Consider the following 18,873-nt stretch of genomic DNA (forward strand, 5'->3'; position numbering starts at 1 on the left):
AGCCTGCGGAAACAGGATAAAGTGGCTAGCAACCTAGTATTGTTAAATAAGTGTTAGATTGGCTAGGCAGTCTAATATAAATCTTTAGACTACTCAATAAAAATGAGTGGTCTTTTTTTGTACGTAAAAAAACCACTAGATTATGGGTCTAGTGGCTAGGTAGCGTTAGTGTCAAAATTAAGATAGATTGTAATCTCTGAACTTAAGCTTTTAAAAAAGGAGTACTACCATATAAAGAGTATAACAGGTATTAATGTATCTGTCGCACATTTACATAAAATTAATTAGGAGGTGGCGTTGGATGTGCAGAAATGGGACTTAGCATATGAGGATTATAAAAATGGTATGAAGTATAAAGATATAGCAGATAAATACGATGTATCTATTAACACCGTGAAGTCTTGGAAATCTCGCAAATGGAACGCGCCTCCTAAAGAGGTTGCAACCAAAAAGAAAAAGGTTGCATACAAAAAAGAGTCGCAACCCGTTATAGAGAATGATGCTTTAACAGAGCAACAGAAAATGTTCTGTTTATTTTATTTACAGCATTTTAACGCCACTAAGGCATATCAACAAGCATACGGATGTGACTATAATTCAGCTAGAGCCAATAGCATTAGGTTGATAGCAAAAGATAGCATAAAAAAAGAGTTGCACCGTTTAAAAGCAGAGTTGCAACAAGATGTGTTTGTGGATATTAAAGACTTGATACAAGAGTATGTTAAGCAAGCATTTGCCGATATTACCGATTTTACAGAATTTGGTTATGATGAATATCCGTTTAAAGATATTAATGGTGAAGAGGTTATAGACGAAGAAACAGGCGAAGTAAAAACATACAAAGTTTCAAATGTCTCTCTTAAAGATTCGAACGAGGTTGACGGTACATTGATTCAGGAAGTTAAAAAAGGTAAAGACGGTGTATCAGTTAAGCTTTACGATAAGCAAAAGGCTATGAGTGAGTTGATGAAGTATATTGCTACTGATGAATTAAAACAAGCGCAAACTGAAAAAGCTCAAGCAGAAGCGAAAATACTTACGAATAAGGCTGATAAGTTAACCGCTGGAGGTAAAGCTAATGAATTGCTAGAAGCCTTGTTAGAAGTAAAATCACGAGGTGTGAGCGATGGCAATTAATTTTAGTGATAAGCAAGTGGCAAATATCAATTATGATACAAGTAAAGTAACCTTTGAACTAAACGAAGGCACTCCTCGTAGCGGAAAAACCACCAGTGATATATTTAAAATGGCAGACTTCTATTTACGCTCACCAGACCAGAACCATCTTGTGACTGCTTATAATCAAGAACAAGCTTTCCGAATGTTTATGGACGGTGACGGTTTAGGCTTAATGCATATCTTTGATGGTGTTTCAGATATTCGACATGATGAGCATGGGGACCATTTGCTTTTATATGCACCTAACGGAGAAAAAAAGATTTATTACAAAGGCGGCGGCAAAATCAATTCGGTTGGTGCTATTACGGGTATGTCGTTAGGCTCAGTTACTTTCTTAGAATTTAACTTGCTGCATAAAGATTTCATTAATGAGTGCTTTAGACGTACTTTTGCTGCAGAATGGCGCTATCATTTAGGCGAACAGAATCCGCCAGCACCGAATCACCCTAATTTAGAATTGTTAGAACGTTTTGAGAAATCAGGACGTTTTTTATTTCGTCATTGGACACCAGATGATAATCCAATCTTAAGTGAATCAAGAAAGCAGCAGTTATACGATGAGTTATCAAGTAGCGAATATCTTTTAGAACGTGACTGGTATGGTCATAGAGTGCTACCACAAGGTGTTATTTACTCGATGTTCGGTAAGAACAACAAGGCAACCGAAATAAAAGGAAACATCATTGAAACGTTTTTTACTGCTGATGGTGGCCAAGCTGATGCAACTACCTGTGCATTTTGGGTTGTCACCTTCTATGCTGGGAAATTTTATCTGTATCGTTTAGCAAACTACTATCATAGCGGAACGGATACGGGAGAAACAAAAGCGATGTCAATTTATGCAAAAGAGATTAAACAGTTTGTTGAGTGGTGTTATACAAAATGGAACCATTTGCCACACTGGAATTATTTCTTTGTCGATCCTGCCTGTAAAACGTTACGTTCTGAGCTTGACTTAATAGGGATTATTACAGATAAAGCTGATAACAATAGCTCCGATAAAGTTTCAAGTAATGGTTTAAAGATAGAGGTTGGAATAGAACGACTACAAAACACCATGATAAGTGGCCAATTTATAGTTTTAGAATGTGGAGAAGAATTTGACCACTATAATTTTGAAAAAGAAATCTCTATGTATGTGAGAAATGATAATGGATTGCCCGTAGATAAATATAATCATGCACTTGATGAAGCAAGGTATGGTAATAATTACTTTTATAAAACCTATATCGCCTAGAAAAGAGGTGTTTACATGTTTGACAAATTAAAAGCGATGTTCAGGATTGGAGGTGCAAAAATAGGTATGGTAGAAACACTTAATAGAATTACAGATCATCCAAAAATCGGAGTAAATACTGCTGAAATCGATAGAATAATGGACAACAAACGCATATATAAAAATAAGTTTCCTGATGTGAGCTACGTTAATAGTGATGGTATGCGTATGCACAGGGCTTTTCATTCATTAAATGTATCAAAAGTAGTTTCTCGCAAATTAGCTAAGCTAGTCTTTAATGACGGGTGTGCGATAAGCATTGATAATGATGAAGCGGACCAGTTTTTACAATCAGTTTTTAACGATAATAAGTTTCGTAAGAACTTTGGTGAAGAGCTGGAAGCAGGATATGCAATAGGAGGGCTTGTCCTACGTCCCTATGTAGACACAAAGACAAACAAAATAAAAATATCCTTTTGCCGAGCTGATACTTTTTACCCTTTACAGTCCAACACTAATGATATATCTGAAGCAGCTATTGCTACGATTACACAACAGAATGAAGGTAAGAAAAATGTTTATTACACACTTTTAGAATTTCATGAGTGGGAAAATAGCACTTACTATATCAGAAACGAATTGTATCGTTCAGAAGAACAATCTCAAACAGGTGTTAGGGTACCATTACCGACATTAGACAAGTACAAGGAACTAAAAGAGGAGACTGCTTTAGTCGGATTTACTCGACCATTATTTGTCTATATAAAACTAGCTGGAAAAAACAACATAGATATCGATAGTCCATTGAGTTTAGGTATTATTGACAACGCGAAGCGCCAATTGATTGATATTAACGAAAAATACGATGAATTTATGAATGAAGTTGAAGAAGCGAGAAGAAAAATATTAGCTTCAGATCATTTCTTCAAAGTTAGATATGATGAAAAAGGGAATCCTATAAAACGATTTGACAGTAAGACATCTGTATATCAACGGTTGAAATCAGACGAGCCTTTTATTAGTGAATTTGTTCCTACGTTACGGTCACAGGAATTTATTGAGACAATTAATTTTATTTTACGCATTGTTGAATTACAAACCGGTTTTTCAAGTGGAACATTTAGCTTTGATGGACAATCAGTCAAAACAGCTACGGAAATCATCAGCGAAAATTCTGAGACTTTTTCTACCCGTTCAGATAATGTCTTAATTGTGGAAGAAGCATTAAAAGAATTAATTACAACTATATTCGAATTGGCCGCAGCATTTAATCTATTCAAATATTCAAAAGAACTAGGCATTAATATAGATTTTGATGACGGTGTTTTTCAATCTCAAGATGCCAAAGCTGATTATTACTCTAAATTAGTTACAGCTGGTCTTTCATCAAAACTAAGCGCTATTCAGAAATTAACTGGTGTGACTGAAAAAGAGGCCAAAAAAATAGTTTACGAGATTAGAGCAGAAACGTTAGAAATGGACTATCCAGAACAAGAAAGAATATCGGCGGAAAATGAACTAGGAGATGAGGAATAATGATTACACCTCATCAATTAGATTTATGGTCCTCTAATATGTCACACCTCTACCAATCGTTAGAGGGCGAATTAATACGAATCATCGCTAAGCGTTTAAAAAACGGTAACGAGAATATTTTAGATTGGCAAAGAGAAAAGCTTCAAGAGTTACATTTGTTTAACAAAGAAACCGCAAAAGTCATTTCTCAAGTAACAGGAATTGCTGAATCTGAAATAGAGCGAATGTTTGAAAGTACCGGGCAAAAAATTGTAAAAGATATTGATAAAGAATTACCTTATGATCCAAAGCCTATGCCAACAGATTTAGACAATATTATGAAAGCCTATCACGACCAAGTGTGGTCTGATATTAACAACTATGTAAATCAAACGTTGTTATCCACTAACTTCGGTTATGGAACAGCCACCAGCCAAATGTACAATGAAATCATTAATAAGACAGTCGCTGCATTTAACAGCGGGTTATTTACATTTGACGAAGCGTTAGAACGTACTATACAAAGTTGGGCACAGAAAGGGATTAAGTCAACATTTGTAGATAAAGGCGGTCATACGTGGAGCTTGGAACGTTACGTTCGAACCGTTTTAAAGTCTACATTAGGTAACACCTATGATAAGTTACGAAAAGACCGTATGAGCGAGTATGACGTTCACACGGTACTGGTCACTAGCCATATGGGGGCTAGAAAAGCTTGTTCTAAGATTCAAGGACACGTTGCCGATTTACGTGAATCTGTTTCAAGTAATGAAAAGTATAAGAGTATTTACGACCCTTATTGGGGCGCAGAATATGGAACTGCTGGCGGGCATAGAGGGATTAACTGCAATCATTTACACATTCCTTTTATCCCTGGTATCAATACAAATAATCAACCTAAAATTGATGCAAAGGAAAATGAAAAAGTTGCTGAATTGACGAAACGTCAACGGCAATTAGAGCGCCAAGTAGTCAAATTTAAAAAGAATCAAATGGTTTCCGAAGCATTAGATCATACTGACAATGCCAAGCAATGGAAACAGAAAGTAAGAGCAAACCAAGCGAAACTACGAGAACTAGTAGATTCTAATGAGTATTTAGGCAGAAATTATGCCCGTGAAAAAGTTTACACCCCGGTTAATACGTTGCTAAAAGATTTTCGCTATGACGATTTTTAGAGAGAAGAAGTGGGATTTTATGATTTATAAAATAAAAAAAGAGGTGTTTCTATGCTAATAAAATTTATCGCCATTGTGATTGGATTGCCAGTCATTGGTTTATCACTAGCAATCACTATCGCTTTTATTAGATATGGGTTTCGCGTGAATATGGAGACAAAGGAAGATCCTTACGATCGATTAGATGCCGATTACGAAGAATATTTAAAAAGAGAAGAAAACAGGTCTAACTATCGTTAGGCTTTTTATTTTATACCTAGACCTGCTCGGAAGTCTCAAAAAGACGGCTCACAGTGGGAGTTGCCACTCAAAAAACACTTAGGAGGAACAGATTTATGAAAAAAGAGGATTTAATCGCATTAGGCATTGAGGAAGAAACAGCGAAGTCTATCATGGCTTTACATGGTAAGACGGTCACGCAACTAAATGCGCAAGTTGCTACTGCAGAGAGTGAACGTGACAGCGCTAAGCAAGAACTAGAAGCTAACCAAGAAGAATTGACGGCCTTAAAAGAATCAGCACAAGGAAACGATGATTTAACGCAAAAATTAGCTGATTTACAAACAAAGTTTGATGAGGCGAAAAATAATTCTGAAAAACAGTTAGCTGAACAACAAAAAGATTTCGCAATTAAATTAGCATTAAAAGAAGCGAATGCGCTTGATGAAGAAATCTTACTTGGTCAACTAGATAAAGACACTATTAAAGTTGTCGACGGTAATTTACAAGGTTTTGAAGAACAATTAAAGGGACTACAAGAAAATAAAGCCTTTTTGTTTCAAACCGATAAAGACCCAGCTTCAACGCCGCAAATCGTTAACCCTGGAAATCCTAAAAATGATAAAGGAAACACAGACGTGTTTGCAGCAGCAGTTGAAAAATATATTTAAGAAGGAGAAATAAATTATGTCAATCAAATATTACACTAAACAATATGCAGGTATTTTGCCAGAACTGTTTGCTAAAAAAGCAGTATTTTTACGTGCTTTCGGAGGTACTTTACAGACAAAAGACGGAGTCTCTCAAAACGATACATTTCTAGATTTGAAAGTTACAGATACGGACGTTGTTATTCAAGCATATTCGACAGATGAAAATGTAGGATTTGGAACAGGGACAGGCAGCTCAAGCCGTTTTGGTAAACGTAAAGAAGTTAAATCAGTCAATAAACAAGTTAAATATGAAGCGCCACTTTCAATTCATGAAGGTGTCGATCAGTTTACTGTAAATGATATTCCTGATCAAGTTGTAGCAGAGCGCTTAGCTTTGCATGCTGTTGCCTGGGCGCAACATGTGGATAACTTGTTAGGCAAAGCATTATCTGACAATGCAAGTGAAGAACTAACCACTACATTAGATGAAGCTGGTATTACAAAACTATTTTCTAATGCTCATAAGAAATTTGTTAATAACAATGTTTCTCAAAACGTTGCATGGGTTGCCTATGTTAATTCAGACGTTTACGACTTATTAATTGATTCAAAACTTGCAACAACTTCTAAAAATTCATCCGCTAATGTTGATGAACAAACTTTATACAAATTTAAAGGGTTTGTTTTAGAAGAGTTACCAGATGAAAAATTTCAACCAAATGAGGTAGCAATTTTTTCAGCTGATAACGTAGGTGTAGCTGGCGTAGGTATTCAAGTAGCACGTGCTATGGATTCAGAAGATTTCGCAGGCACAGCGTTACAAGCGGCAGGTAAGTATGGCAAATATATCCCTGAAAAAAATGCTAAAGCGATTATTAAAGGTGTTGCCCCAAAAGTGTAGCCCCGAAAGTTGGTAAACTAACGCCGACAACAAGCGGGGTTGTTATTGAAATGGAAGAAGGAGCTTAGTCTCCTTCTTTTTTTAGGAGGAATCTAAGATGTCCTATATTGATTTTGAAGAGTTTAAAGAGCTTACAGGCGCCGCAGATGAATATAAAGATAACTTTGACAAATATTTAGTAAAAGCCACCGCAGCGATTGATAATGTAACGAATTACTTTTATCAGTTCAATGATATAACGAAAGATTCTAGGCAATTTAGAGTGAAACAGTTTAAACTCGCTCTGTGTGCGCAAATAATGTATTTTGTCGATGTTGGTGCGGATACGTATGAAAGTATCAACAATGCCCCTCAAAGCTTTTCAGCAGGCCGTACGAGTATTTCTAATGCCAGTCGCTACAATCCTTCTGGAAATAACGAAAGTAAGTCGTTAACTGCCGAAGACGTTTATTTGTATCTGGAAGGTACAGGTTTGTTATATCGAGGTGTTTCGTCATGCTAATGCCAAAGCCACCCAAAAAATTCTTAGTTGATTCCTTTGAGTATAAAGAGTACTTAGGGGAGGGCGATTGGAACAAGCCAGTATACAAGGAACCGATCCTTATTGAGTATTGCCGAATTGACAGAGGAAGCCAATATACTTTTTCATCAAGTGGCAAACAATTGCTGTATAACGGATTGATTTTCTGTTATCACGAATTGACTACGCCTTTGCCTGAGTTCAAAGAACAATCAGTAGTTATTTACGATGACAAAGAACACGTAATCACTAAAGTTGATACCGTAATTGAAGCCTATTCGAATGATGTCTACTCGTATGAGATTGAGGTAGTCTGATGGGGATTAAGGTGAATTTAAGCGGTGTAAGAACCAAAGTAAGCCCTGAGGCAATGAGACGAGGCAGATATGCGCTGGGTAATCAAGCGATGGCAGATATGAATCAATTTGTACCACGAAAAAATAATAGTTTAAGGCAAAGCGCTCATTTATCAAGTGAAGGTGAAAAGATTATTTATGGTACAAAATATGCGAAACGCCAATTTTATCTAAATGGAAAAAAATATACTACGCCTGGGACTGGACCACGGTGGGATTTAAAAGCAAAAGGTGCTTATATGAATTCGTGGGAACGTGCCTTTTTGAAAGGAGCGGGTATTAAATAATGGATTTTCTTGATTGTTTAAACGAAAGGATAAATCAGATTCCAAATTTGCCGTTAAATATCCGGAAAGGATACCTTTCAGCACTAGAAAGTTTAGTGATTTACTCATTACCGGGCGGTAAGGTAGAAACCGAATATTATGACGGAATCAAAGACGAGTTGTTAAACTATGAAATTGCCATGAAATCAAAAGACGGTAATAAGTTAGAGCATACGTTGTGGCTTCTTTCAGATGTATTAGAAAGTATTGAAGAATTATCAAGTAAAGATGGCTCTTTTGAGTGTAATAATTTAATGATAACGAGCAAACCGTTCATTAATGAAGCTGATGAACAAGGTTGGTTCGTTTTTTTATTAGATTTTCAAGCAAAATTAACCACATTTAAGGAGGAAAATTAATGTTATTAAAAATGAATATTCAAATGTTTGCACGGAACAAAAATGCAAAACGGCAGCATTTTATTGCTGAGTATGTACCTGGGAAAGAAACAACACCAACTACCGAGTTAGAGTGGAAACGTCTTGCCAAGTACATTAGTTCAATTGGCGATGATACCGATGAAGAAACGGACGATGCAGGTTTCTATGATGGCGATGGTACACCAGAAACTACAGTGACTTCTGTTTCTGGTGCTTATAGTCCTGAAGGATTTTATGACCCAGAAGATCCCGCACAAAAATTAATTGCAAGTAAAAAATACAAAATTGGAGAAAATCGTAAGATTTGGCATAAAATTATTATGACGAATGGCGATACTTATGTAGGGCGTGCAACAGTAACAGATATTGTCGCTGGTGCAGGAGATGCGACAGAGTATGAAGATTTCAGCTGCACGATTACCTTTGATACCTTACCTAATATCACCCCAAAAGTATAACCCCAGTAATCGGTAAAATGACTCCGACTAAAACTGGGGTAATCATTGAAATGGAGAAAGGAGAATAAGAATGGCTAGAGAGTATATTGTTTATAAAGGTGAGGAAGTCATTGTTCCGGCTAGTCCAAGCCCTCTAGAAATTACAGGTATTGAGCCAAACACCGACGTTCCATCAGGAACATACAAAGTAGGTTTTGCAGACGGCGGCGAAAAAGTAGATGTACCGTCATTTAAAACATCGCCAATTGCTGTAACAGGCTTAGAGTTTTCTCCTAAAACGTCCACAGCAAATGCGGGTACTGCAGGTAGCCGACAAATCACAGCAACTGTTTTGCCTGAAAATGCTACAAATAAAAAAGTAAACTATTCTATTACGCCTGTAACAGAAGGCCTTGCTGTCTCTGAAACAGGTAATATTACTTGGACAGAAACGGTACCAGTTGGTACTTATGTTACCGAAGGCGAAACAGAGGATGGTAAGAAAACAGCACAACATACCTTAACACTTAATAATCAAGCATAAATACGAAAATAAGGGCAGCTATTTGGCTGTCCTTATTTATGGAGGTAATTAAATGAAAGCATTAGAGATTAAAGTAGAGCGTACTGGTTTTCCAGTGAAAATTGCTGGGCACGAATTTTTCTTTGATTGTTCATTAGAGCATATAAAAGAATATGAAGAAACGTACGATAAAGTCGTACAAGAACTGAAAGACTTAGATGAAAATTCTGAGGAAATGAGTGATGAATTATATATTTCTGTGTTGACAAAAGGGTATGATTCCGTACTTGGTGAAGGTACGTTTGCAATTTTGTATAAAGACATCCCAGACATAATCGCATGGCTAAACGCCTTTTACGATTTATCAGTAGGTATTAGTGAATCTATTGAAGAATACACTAAGAAACAGACTGAATTATTAGATGAGCGTGGTAAAAAATCAAAAAAATTAAAACAAGAATATCTAAAAAAAGTTAGCAAAAAGAAAGGATGAGTATTATGCGGTTGAATAATCCGCTGACTACATCCTTTTCGTTTTTGGGCAAAGAATTTCCAATAAACTTAGCGTTTGATCATGTCCTTGATGTTTTTGAAATAATACAAGATGAGAGTTTGATATTAGAAGATAAGATTGAACTTTCGATTCTAATCTTAGTTGGGGAAGTTGATTTAGATATACTACAAAAATTTGAAATGTTTAAATACGTTTATGATGAATACCTGCTTTTAGGTCAACATTCCGAAGTTGAAACTGATGAATTAGGCAATGAATTACCAACTAAAATAAATAGTAAAGATATAGATTTGGTTTATGATGCCAAGTATATCTATGCTTCTTTTCGTCAAATTGGTATTAATCTTTTCGAAGAACAAGGAAAAATGAGTTGGGAAGAGTTTCAAGCACTTTTAGAGAGTCTACCAGATAATTGTATTATGCAGAGGATTATTCAGATTAGGAATTGGGAACCTCAAAAAGGGGAATCAAGTAAAGAAAAACGTCGAATGCGAGAGTTAAAAAGGAAATATGCCTTACCTAATACTGACTTAGGAGAGGAGGAAGAAGATGGCTGATGGGCAAGTTGTAATTGATGTTGATGTTAATGGTAAAAGTGTAGCTGGGCTTAACAGCCAGCTAGATCAATTGGAAGGCAGTAGTGACAAAGCTGGTTTTTCTATAAAAAATTTAGCTATCTCAATGGGATTAGTAAAAGTTGCTTCTGCAGTTGTAGGCAAAGCTATTTCATCAATTAAAACTGCATTCTCTACCGCAATTTCAGAAGGAGCAAATCTACAACAATCCCTCGGTGGTATTGAAACATTATTCAAAGGTAGTGCGGACAAAGTAAAAAAGTATGCAGATGAAGCGTATAAAACATCTGGGTTATCAGCGAATGCATATATGGAAAACGTAACAAGTTTTAGCGCTAGTTTACTACAATCTGTTGGTGGCGATACAGAAAAAGCAGCAGATGTTGCAAATATGGCTATGATTGATATGTCTGACAACGCCAACAAAATGGGTACAAATATGCAAGATATTCAAAATGCCTATCAAGGTTTTGCAAAGCAAAACTATACAATGCTTGATAACTTGAAATTAGGTTACGGTGGTACAAAAGAAGAGATGCAACGACTACTCTCTGATGCCGAAAAACTTACAGGCGTTAAATATGATATTAGTAACCTAAGTGATGTATACAATGCCATTCACGCAATACAAGAAAATCTTGATATCACAGGAACTACAGCAAAAGAAGCGGCAGAGACACTTAGCGGTTCATTCGCAGCTATGAAAGCTTCTTTATCTAATGTACTTGGTAAAATGGCTCTTGGACAAGATATCCAACCTTCTTTAAATCAGTTAGCAGAAACAACGGCCACATTTCTTTTTGGTAACTTTATTCCCATGATTGGAAATATATTAAAAGCATTACCAAGAGCGATTGTTACTTTTGTCAAAGCTTCTATTCCTCATGTAAAAGCGGCATTTGCAGAACTATTAGACTCAATTGGCGATAAATTTCCTATTTTTGATAAATTGTTTGAACTTATTAGTAAAAATGCTCAAATAATTAAATTTCTAGGTTCTGTTATTGTTGGTGCTATAGCAGGCTTTATTGCTTTCAAAGCAACTATCGGAATTATGAACAGTGTTAAAACAGCAATTAATGGTGTCAAAACGGCTTTCTCATTAATGAAAGTGGCTATGATGGCAAATCCTTTTGCTGTAGTTATCGCTGGAATTGGTGCATTAATCGCAGCTTTCATCTATTTTTATAAAACTTCAGATACTTTTAGGAATAAGGTTGATGGAATGGTGTTGACTTTAAAATCGTTCATGAAACCCATTGATCAAGTATTTAAAGGATTAAAGCTTTTAAGTAAAGGCTTTGTTGAAATGCTAACCAATGGTCCAGGAGAGAAAATCGCGGAATTAAGGTCTCAATTTATTAAGCTATTTCCTGAAAGTCTTTGGCAAGGAATGATTAATTTTACTGGAAAAATTAATGATATGAAACTTGGGATAAAGGCAATCGGAAAAATAATGTCTGGTTCAATTAAAAATATGAGCGAATTAGGTAATTTTCTTGAAGGAGCATTCACCGTCAAAGGTGAGCAAAATATCATGAAAATCGGTAAAGCAATAAAAAATGTGATAGATTCTCTAAAAAAACTTATAAACCCAACTGAGAGAGTTGGAAAATCATTTGATATAGTTGGTGTAGGTTTAAAAATTCTTAAAATGGTTATCCTAGGAATGATGGGTCCCGTTGGTCTTTTTATAAAAGTTTTTGAATTACTAGCAAAAGCTCTGGGTGGCGGAGATGTAAATAAAGGTATTGATACAATTATGAATTCTTTTAAAGGATTAGCTGAAGGAATCAAGACTTATGGGCCACAATTAGGTACAAATTTTGGTACAGCGCTACAAGGAATTTTAGGTGCGATTGCCAATGCTTTACCAGGTATTATTACTGGAGCTTTACAAGTAGTGTCTGGTTTTATTTCTGGTATCGCACAAGGATTGCCAAGCATTGTAGTATCTGCTGGGGAACTGATAATGGCGTTTACTAATGGAATAGTCACGCTGTTGCCTATCATTGCTCAATCTGCAGTACAAATAATCAATGCACTGACTAATGGTATCTTATTAGTTATGCCGACTATCATAGAATCAGCAACGATGATTATTACTACTTTTTTAGGTTCACTTACTGAAGCACTACCAAAGTTGTTAGGAGCTGGAGCTAGTTTAATCAATGCATTGCTTCAAGGTATAACAGAACAATTACCTAAAATAGTGCAAAACATGGCTACATTAATTATCACGTGGCTTTCAGAGTTGAATAAACATTTGCCTGATATTTTGCAAGCTGGTTTCAATTTGTTGATTAATTTTCTTCGTGGAATTGCAAATAATATTGGCAAAGTCACTAATGAAGCAATTAGTATTATCGTTAATTTTGTTAATGCAATCGGTAATAGAATGGGAGATATTATCGATGCGGCTGTTAATTTGATGATTAATTTCTTAAATGGATTATCTTCTAGAATGCCTGATATCATTGATGCCGGAGTGACGTTAATCGTTAGCGTACTACAAGGTATTTCTAATAATCTATCACGAATCGTCGATGCAGGTATGGATTTAGTAGTGAAATGTATAGAAGGAATTGGAAATAATTTATACAGATTAGTAAACGCTGCTGCAGATTTAGTTGATAAATTAGTTGAGAATATTATTAATTTCTCAGATAGAATGTGGAAAGCAGCTATACGATTAATTAATGGTTTAGCAGAGGGTATTGATAATAATAAAGAAGAGGCTAGAGAGGCAGTAAAAAGATTAGTAAATAGTTTAGGTTCTGCAATTGTTGGAGATGAACTATGGGATGCAGGTACATCTTTAATGGGTGGATTACTAAAAGGAATAAAATGGGGATTTGAAAAAGTTAAAGGCTTTGTTAGTGGTATCGCAGATACTATCGCTAGTTTAAAAGGTCCAATTCCATATGATAAAAAAGTTTTAATTGATAATGGTTCTGCACTAATGTTTGGTTTAGAAAAGGGAATAATAGCAGGATTTGATAATGTTAAACATCTTACTTCTAATATGGCAGATTCTATTTCTAAGGAACTCTCATTTGACAATGCTTTTTCAAATTTTAACTTTACTAGTCCAGAATTAGCATTAAACACAAATATGATGGGCGCTGCTAATTTGGGTAGCCAAATTGTAAATAATAGCAACTTTGCGAAAACCTACAATCCTACAATCAATATAAACATTGAACATGCAGATCTTTCTAATGAGAAATCAATTGAAGAAACTTCTCAACAATTGGCAACACTCACAGAACGACAAACAAGGGGGCGGCTATAATGGATTTAACGAACTATCCATATTTTCAATTTAGAGGGAAACAATCGAATGAATTCGCTATGCGGATAAGAAACGAAATGACGTTTACTATTCCGGAAGCCGCTTTGCAGTTTACAGAGGTAGATGGAAGGAGCTCTGATGTCATTTATGATAAAGGAAAATATAAAGACATCGAGAAGGTCTTTCCAGTACGATTGTATAAACAAGCAGATACAACTATTGCCGCGCAGTTAAGAGATATAGCTGCGTGGCTTTATTTATCAAAAGATTACGCTCCGCTTATTTTTAGTGAATATAGCGAATACTATTATAAGGCGCTAGGCTACAGCAAAGTAGATGCGGCAGACAAAACAAGAAGTTGGTTAGATGTTGATTTTGTTTTTAAGTGCCAGCCGTTCGTTTTTCGTCTTGATGGTGATGATGAAAGAGATATAAAAAGTGGAGGTGGTATTAGGAATCCAGAAGCTTTTTCTAGTCTGCCAATTATAACTTTCAATAAAACTAGTAGTACACAAGATAGTAATATTTATATTAATGGCCAACAATTCAGGATTGCAAAAGAAGCTGGAACAGGAAAAATTACGCTAGATTGCGAAGAAGGCATTGCTTATAAAGATGGTGGCCTTAATATCACAAAATATTGCTTTTTAAATACAGATGGTTATAACCCAATCACTCTGTCCCCAGGCGAAAGCATTATCAATTATACCTATATCACTGATTTTAAAATTAAGCCAAAATGGAGGACTTTAGCCGTATGAGCACGATTATTTTACATGATAAGAAAAATAACAATTGGAACTCCCTAGGCATAGGTCCTTTACAAGATGCAATAAATCCTCTTTCTACAAGGGAACGTAATGGTATTTATGATATGACATTCCAGTATCCAGTGGTAGGGAATTTGTTTCATGAGCTGAAAGTAGGAAGATGGATAGTCGCTGATGCTGGACCGACATTGGTCGCTAAAAGTCAACGGTTTGAAATTGCACAAATTACAAAACCAATCAAAGGGATTGTCACTGTTTACTGTGAGCATTATCGCTATAAATTGTTGCGCACAATGGTAAAAATCGGTTCCAAATATTCTAATATTTCGGCACAAACAGCATTGAATCAATTAAGAAGTCAGATGGAGCCTAAAAGTGATTTTACTTTTTACAGTGATGTGGGGACTACATCTTCAATTGATTTTACAGACCCCGCAAAATATAAAAATGCGCAAGAAGTTTTAGGCGGTGTCGCTGGTTCAATTTTAGATAATTTCGGTGGGGAATATCTTTTTAATAATAATCAAGTTCGCTTGTTAGCAAAAGCCGGTACCGATACGAATGTAGTCATTGCCTACGGTAAAAATTTAACAGATATTAATCAAGAGGAATCCATTGAAAATACGTATACTTCAATATATGGCTGGGCTAAAATCGGTAATGGCGATGATGAAAAAGTAATCACTCTACCAGAAATATATATTGATAGTGACTATGTCAGTAATTATACGGAACGTAGAATACAAATGGTTGATTTTAGTGATAAAGAGCCAAAAGATGTTGAAGCTTTACGCGGCATGGTTAAATCGTTTATTAAGTCTAATAATGTGGGGATTCCTCGTGTAAGTATAAAAGCTAGTTATGTAGACTTAGCGAGTTCCGTCTCAGATGAACAACTTAAAAGCCTTGAGGTTGTAGATTTATGTGATTGGGTAACGGTTGCGTTTAATCAACTAAACATTAATACAACGGCACAAATTGTAAAAACTGTGTGGAATATTTCTTTAGATCAATATGAGTCAATCGAATTAGGTGAAGCGAGAACTGATTTTGCTAAAGTAATTGAAGACTCAAAAGAAAATATTAATGATTTGTCAGACAAAATAGATTGGCTTGAACAAGCGCAAAAAGAAGCATCTGATATTATCAAAAATCCAGGAAAAGGTCATGTGCTCATATATCCGTCGCTTGCAGATCCTCAAGAACTATTAATTATGGATACGACAAGTATAAATACTGCTAGAAAAGTCTGGCGGTGGAATGTTGGAGGGCTGGGATTTAGCTCAACTGGATATAACGGTAACTATGAGTTAGCAATGACAAATAATGGGCTAATTGTTGCAGACAGGATGGCTACAGGAACATTGAGAGCTATTAACATTATAGGTGTGACAATTACAGGTAGTGACATTACAAGTGAAAGTGGCTATAACAAAATTATAATGTCAAAGGGAGCTATCAAGAACTACTATAATAATGTTTTAAAATCAACAATGGATGCTAACAAATTTTCAATATATGATTCTAGAGAAATTGAATTGATGCAACTAAATTCTGATGGTGTGCGATTTAACAAAGAAGGCACTTTAAATAAGTTAGGAGGTCTGGGTAGAGCATTTTCTACTTCTTTAGGTAAAGAAGAAATCCATATTTATTCTGAACCAGGAGTGTTAGCAAGTGTCGGAGCAAAAAAAGTCTCAGGGAACGATGTTGCGAGACATTTTACAGTTTTTGACGCAGGGGTTCAAATATCAAATTTAAACATGGGTGGAAGTTATGTTGGAGGATCTGGAGAAATAAAAAATTCAACATTGGTAAATACTAGTGTTAGTACAAAATTTACAGTGAATAACAATGTTAACTTAGGATTTTACTCTAATTTAAACATGAATGGTTTTTCAATTCTAAATCAATCAGATGTTCGGCTAAAGGAGAATATAACAGATACGAAGATTGATGGTATCAAAGAAACCAAAAAGTTAAACTTTGTGGAATTTGATAGAAAGCAAAACTATAAAAGTAATAATCCAATAGAACAGCCTTCTAATAAAAGAGAACTTGGGCTAATTGCTCAATATTCACCATTTTTAAGTGTTAAACATAATGAAGACCACTATTTAAGTTTAGATATGAATAAACAAGTGATGCTTAACAGTTTAACTAATAAACAGCTTATTGAAAAAATTGAACAATTAGAAAAAAAAATAAACAAGCCTAACAAGAATAGAAGAAAATATCATAGAGGAGGGATTTGATGGCGAATAAGATATTAAATCTCGATTTTTCAAAGGATCCAATCATGCCACCAATTATTTATGGTCGTGTTGGCGATGAAAAAATGCAAACAATTACTGTGAAAATTTCTCGACGAGATGAGATAGCAGATTTATCGGGTGGAATCATCACCTTTGAGGGAGAACCTGCAGGCGGAAAAGTGAAAGTTTTTGATTCTGAAAACGTTTCTTCCAATAACGCTGGATTGCAAAAAGGAACATTTGAATACACGTTTCCTAGTGCAGCGTTTAGCGTAGAAGGGACGTACAAAAGGGCATATTTTTCGTTTCAAAAAGACGGGAAAAGAGACACTACGGGAGACTTTAAAATCATTGTTAAAGGAAATGCTGACATTGATGCCGAAGAAGCTGAAACAATTATTACTGAATACAATAAACTTGTAAAATCTTTGAATGAAGCATATCAAGCTGCACTAAATAAAATGAATACTGACTATGATAATGTTGAAAAACTTATTGAAGCGATCAAGGTAGATTTAAATACGCTAAAAAAACAAATAACAGATATATTGGTGGATGCAGAAGGTCGCATTTCAGCCATTGGGAAGTCAGTAACAGATGAAGTTGATGCAGCACTTGAAAAGTTTAAAGAGGGAAACTTCTATACGAAACAGGAAGCTGATAATAGATTTTTAAGTAAAACGGAAAACCTTGACATTCAAAATAAAAAGTTAACTAATGATGATGGTTCAGGTCTACCTTTGCCAAAGGGAGTAACTTCATTTAAAGAATTATCAGGTTATGCTGGTTTTTATTATCTAGATGCTACAGTTGCGGGAACAATGACTGACAAAGCAGATTTGCCACCTGAATTTAAATATTCTGCTCTATATGTTTATCAACATGCCATTGCGGGCACTGCAGGATCTATGTATCAAGAAATTAGAATGAATTCGTTAGCAACACCTTTAATTGCATTTAGAACGACTTCTCCTAATTCTTCTCAAAATAGTCCGTTCAAAGTTTTGGCTACTACAGATAGTGTTGTTAATTTATCGAATAATCAAGAAATCGCAGGTGTAAAGAATTTTTCAGACGGACTACAAATATCAGGTAAGAATTTAACCGATTCTTTAATGGAAATGTTATTAAACGTAGGGAAAAAAATCTGGGAAGGCGCAGCCTATCTAAATGAGACTCAGTCTGTGAAACCAAGTATACCTTTAGACAAATGTTTTACAGGTTGGGTCGCATTGTACCAACCCTATGATAGTAATACGGGAAAAGCGCAGCCATGGGATTTGAATTATATGTTTATTCCCAAAACTCATGCGGTGGATTATTCGGGTGTGGCTATTGTTCATCATTTGGAGACTTTAAATGGTGCGAAATTCAATAAGTATATTTATGTAACAAATACAGAAATTAAAGGACATAAGAATAATGGAACTGCAGCGAAATATTATGTGATTACAAAACTTTATTCTGTGTAATAAGAATATGAATAAGCCGTTTAGCGAAAGCTAGGCGGTTTTATTGTAAGTAGAAAGTAGGTGCATGATGAACTTAACACTAGAACAATGGTTAGCGGTGATTACATTTTTAAGCGGAATTATCTTCGCATTAATGAAATTCTATCATGTCTTCTCTCAATTAGAAGATAGCATGAAAGAACTAAAACAGGCTGTTGACCGATTAAATAACCATGAAGTGCGCATTAGTCGATTGGAAGAACAAAATAAAACCCTCTTTCGAGGAATTGGAGGAAATAAAAATGATTGATTGGAAATCAAGAATAAAAAATAAACAATTCTGGTTGTCTCTTATTCCTGCAGTTTTGTTACTTATTCAAGTAGTTGCAGTCCCTTTTGGGTATAAATTTCAAATTGATGTGATTAATCAGCAGCTGTTAGATGTTGTCAATGCAGTGTTTGTTGTATTAACTATTTTAGGAATTGTGACAGACCATACAACGCCTGGTTTATCAGATAAAAAGGAGACAAATAAATGAAAAAGAAAATTTTAGTAGGAGCGCTTGTCGCTCTATTTTTTATGCCTTTAAATGTATTTGCTGCAAAAGGT

At 35.3% G+C, this 18,873-nt stretch carries 21 protein-coding genes; all 21 read left to right on the top strand.

Annotated elements, in window-relative coordinates; genetic code table 11:
• The first annotated feature begins 303 nt into the window (after positions 1–303).
• The 21 genes from KQI94_RS11820 (at position 304) to KQI94_RS11920 (ending at position 18,802) form a co-directional block, all read left to right on the top strand.
• Positions 304–1,137: a terminase small subunit gene (locus KQI94_RS11820; RefSeq protein ID WP_010784197.1), complete on the top strand. Its 834-nt coding sequence runs from the start codon at positions 304–306 to the stop codon at positions 1,135–1,137.
• Positions 1,127–2,416: a PBSX family phage terminase large subunit gene (locus KQI94_RS11825; RefSeq protein WP_002411228.1), complete on the top strand. Its 1,290-nt coding sequence runs from the start codon at positions 1,127–1,129 to the stop codon at positions 2,414–2,416. Before KQI94_RS11820 ends, KQI94_RS11825 begins: the two co-directional genes overlap by 11 nt.
• Positions 2,417–2,431: 15 nt before the next feature.
• Positions 2,432–3,931 (top strand): phage portal protein, encoded by a 1,500-nt coding sequence (locus KQI94_RS11830; protein ID WP_010784199.1) that lies wholly within the window; start codon positions 2,432–2,434, stop codon positions 3,929–3,931.
• Complete coding sequence (locus KQI94_RS11835; RefSeq protein ID WP_002411227.1) at positions 3,931–5,088, top strand: phage minor capsid protein; 1,158 nt, start codon at positions 3,931–3,933, stop codon at positions 5,086–5,088. Before KQI94_RS11830 ends, KQI94_RS11835 begins: the two co-directional genes overlap by 1 nt.
• Before the next feature lie 51 nt (positions 5,089–5,139).
• Positions 5,140–5,328 carry a hypothetical protein gene (locus KQI94_RS11840; protein ID WP_002357372.1) on the top strand — a complete coding sequence of 63 codons (189 nt, stop codon included), beginning with the start codon at positions 5,140–5,142 and terminating at the stop codon, positions 5,326–5,328.
• Positions 5,329–5,423: 95 nt separating this feature from the next.
• Positions 5,424–5,978 carry a phage scaffolding protein gene (locus KQI94_RS11845; RefSeq protein ID WP_010784200.1) on the top strand — a complete coding sequence of 185 codons (555 nt, stop codon included), beginning with the start codon at positions 5,424–5,426 and terminating at the stop codon, positions 5,976–5,978.
• A gap of 16 nt (positions 5,979–5,994) precedes the next feature.
• The gene (locus tag KQI94_RS11850) at positions 5,995–6,861 is read left to right on the top strand and encodes a hypothetical protein (RefSeq protein ID WP_002357374.1); all 867 of its coding nucleotides are present in this window, start codon (positions 5,995–5,997) and stop codon (positions 6,859–6,861) included.
• Between the two features lie 97 nt (positions 6,862–6,958).
• A complete protein-coding gene (locus KQI94_RS11855) occupies positions 6,959–7,363 on the top strand; it encodes a hypothetical protein (RefSeq protein WP_010826286.1) in 405 nt (134 codons plus the stop codon).
• Positions 7,357–7,698 carry a putative minor capsid protein gene (locus KQI94_RS11860; RefSeq protein WP_002411222.1) on the top strand — a complete coding sequence of 114 codons (342 nt, stop codon included), beginning with the start codon at positions 7,357–7,359 and terminating at the stop codon, positions 7,696–7,698. Before KQI94_RS11855 ends, KQI94_RS11860 begins: the two co-directional genes overlap by 7 nt.
• Positions 7,698–8,024: a minor capsid protein gene (locus KQI94_RS11865; protein ID WP_002411221.1), complete on the top strand. Its 327-nt coding sequence runs from the start codon at positions 7,698–7,700 to the stop codon at positions 8,022–8,024. Before KQI94_RS11860 ends, KQI94_RS11865 begins: the two co-directional genes overlap by 1 nt.
• Entirely contained in the window at positions 8,024–8,422 is a 399-nt protein-coding gene (locus tag KQI94_RS11870; RefSeq protein WP_002411220.1) for a minor capsid protein, read from the top strand. Before KQI94_RS11865 ends, KQI94_RS11870 begins: the two co-directional genes overlap by 1 nt.
• Positions 8,422–8,901 (top strand): hypothetical protein, encoded by a 480-nt coding sequence (locus KQI94_RS11875; protein WP_010784202.1) that lies wholly within the window; start codon positions 8,422–8,424, stop codon positions 8,899–8,901. Before KQI94_RS11870 ends, KQI94_RS11875 begins: the two co-directional genes overlap by 1 nt.
• Before the next feature lie 70 nt (positions 8,902–8,971).
• On the top strand, positions 8,972–9,424 hold the full coding sequence (locus tag KQI94_RS11880; RefSeq protein WP_010784203.1) for a hypothetical protein: 453 nt from the start codon (positions 8,972–8,974) through the stop codon (positions 9,422–9,424).
• 52 nt (positions 9,425–9,476) lie between these two features.
• On the top strand, positions 9,477–9,896 hold the full coding sequence (locus KQI94_RS11885; RefSeq protein ID WP_002411217.1) for a DUF6673 family protein: 420 nt from the start codon (positions 9,477–9,479) through the stop codon (positions 9,894–9,896).
• A gap of 5 nt (positions 9,897–9,901) precedes the next feature.
• Positions 9,902–10,474 (top strand): Gp15 family bacteriophage protein, encoded by a 573-nt coding sequence (locus tag KQI94_RS11890; RefSeq protein WP_010784204.1) that lies wholly within the window; start codon positions 9,902–9,904, stop codon positions 10,472–10,474.
• The gene (locus KQI94_RS11895; protein ID WP_010826289.1) at positions 10,467–13,787 is read left to right on the top strand and encodes a hypothetical protein; all 3,321 of its coding nucleotides are present in this window, start codon (positions 10,467–10,469) and stop codon (positions 13,785–13,787) included. The genes KQI94_RS11890 and KQI94_RS11895 overlap by 8 nt, the downstream gene beginning before the upstream one ends.
• A complete protein-coding gene (locus tag KQI94_RS11900; protein WP_002411214.1) occupies positions 13,787–14,548 on the top strand; it encodes a distal tail protein Dit in 762 nt (253 codons plus the stop codon). The genes KQI94_RS11895 and KQI94_RS11900 overlap by 1 nt, the downstream gene beginning before the upstream one ends.
• On the top strand, positions 14,545–16,812 hold the full coding sequence (locus tag KQI94_RS11905) for a phage tail spike protein (RefSeq protein ID WP_002411213.1): 2,268 nt from the start codon (positions 14,545–14,547) through the stop codon (positions 16,810–16,812). The genes KQI94_RS11900 and KQI94_RS11905 overlap by 4 nt, the downstream gene beginning before the upstream one ends.
• Positions 16,812–18,284, top strand: coding sequence for a BppU family phage baseplate upper protein (locus KQI94_RS11910; protein ID WP_174087333.1), 1,473 nt, complete (start codon positions 16,812–16,814; stop codon positions 18,282–18,284). Before KQI94_RS11905 ends, KQI94_RS11910 begins: the two co-directional genes overlap by 1 nt.
• Positions 18,285–18,348: 64 nt before the next feature.
• Positions 18,349–18,573: a hypothetical protein gene (locus KQI94_RS11915; RefSeq protein ID WP_016618535.1), complete on the top strand. Its 225-nt coding sequence runs from the start codon at positions 18,349–18,351 to the stop codon at positions 18,571–18,573.
• Entirely contained in the window at positions 18,566–18,802 is a 237-nt protein-coding gene (locus KQI94_RS11920) for a phage holin (RefSeq protein ID WP_002411209.1), read from the top strand. Before KQI94_RS11915 ends, KQI94_RS11920 begins: the two co-directional genes overlap by 8 nt.
• Positions 18,803–18,873: the final 71 nt, after the last annotated feature.

This window comes from Enterococcus sp. S183_ASV_20 (genome assembly GCF_018919685.1).
Taxonomy (GTDB): domain Bacteria; phylum Bacillota; class Bacilli; order Lactobacillales; family Enterococcaceae; genus Enterococcus; species Enterococcus faecalis.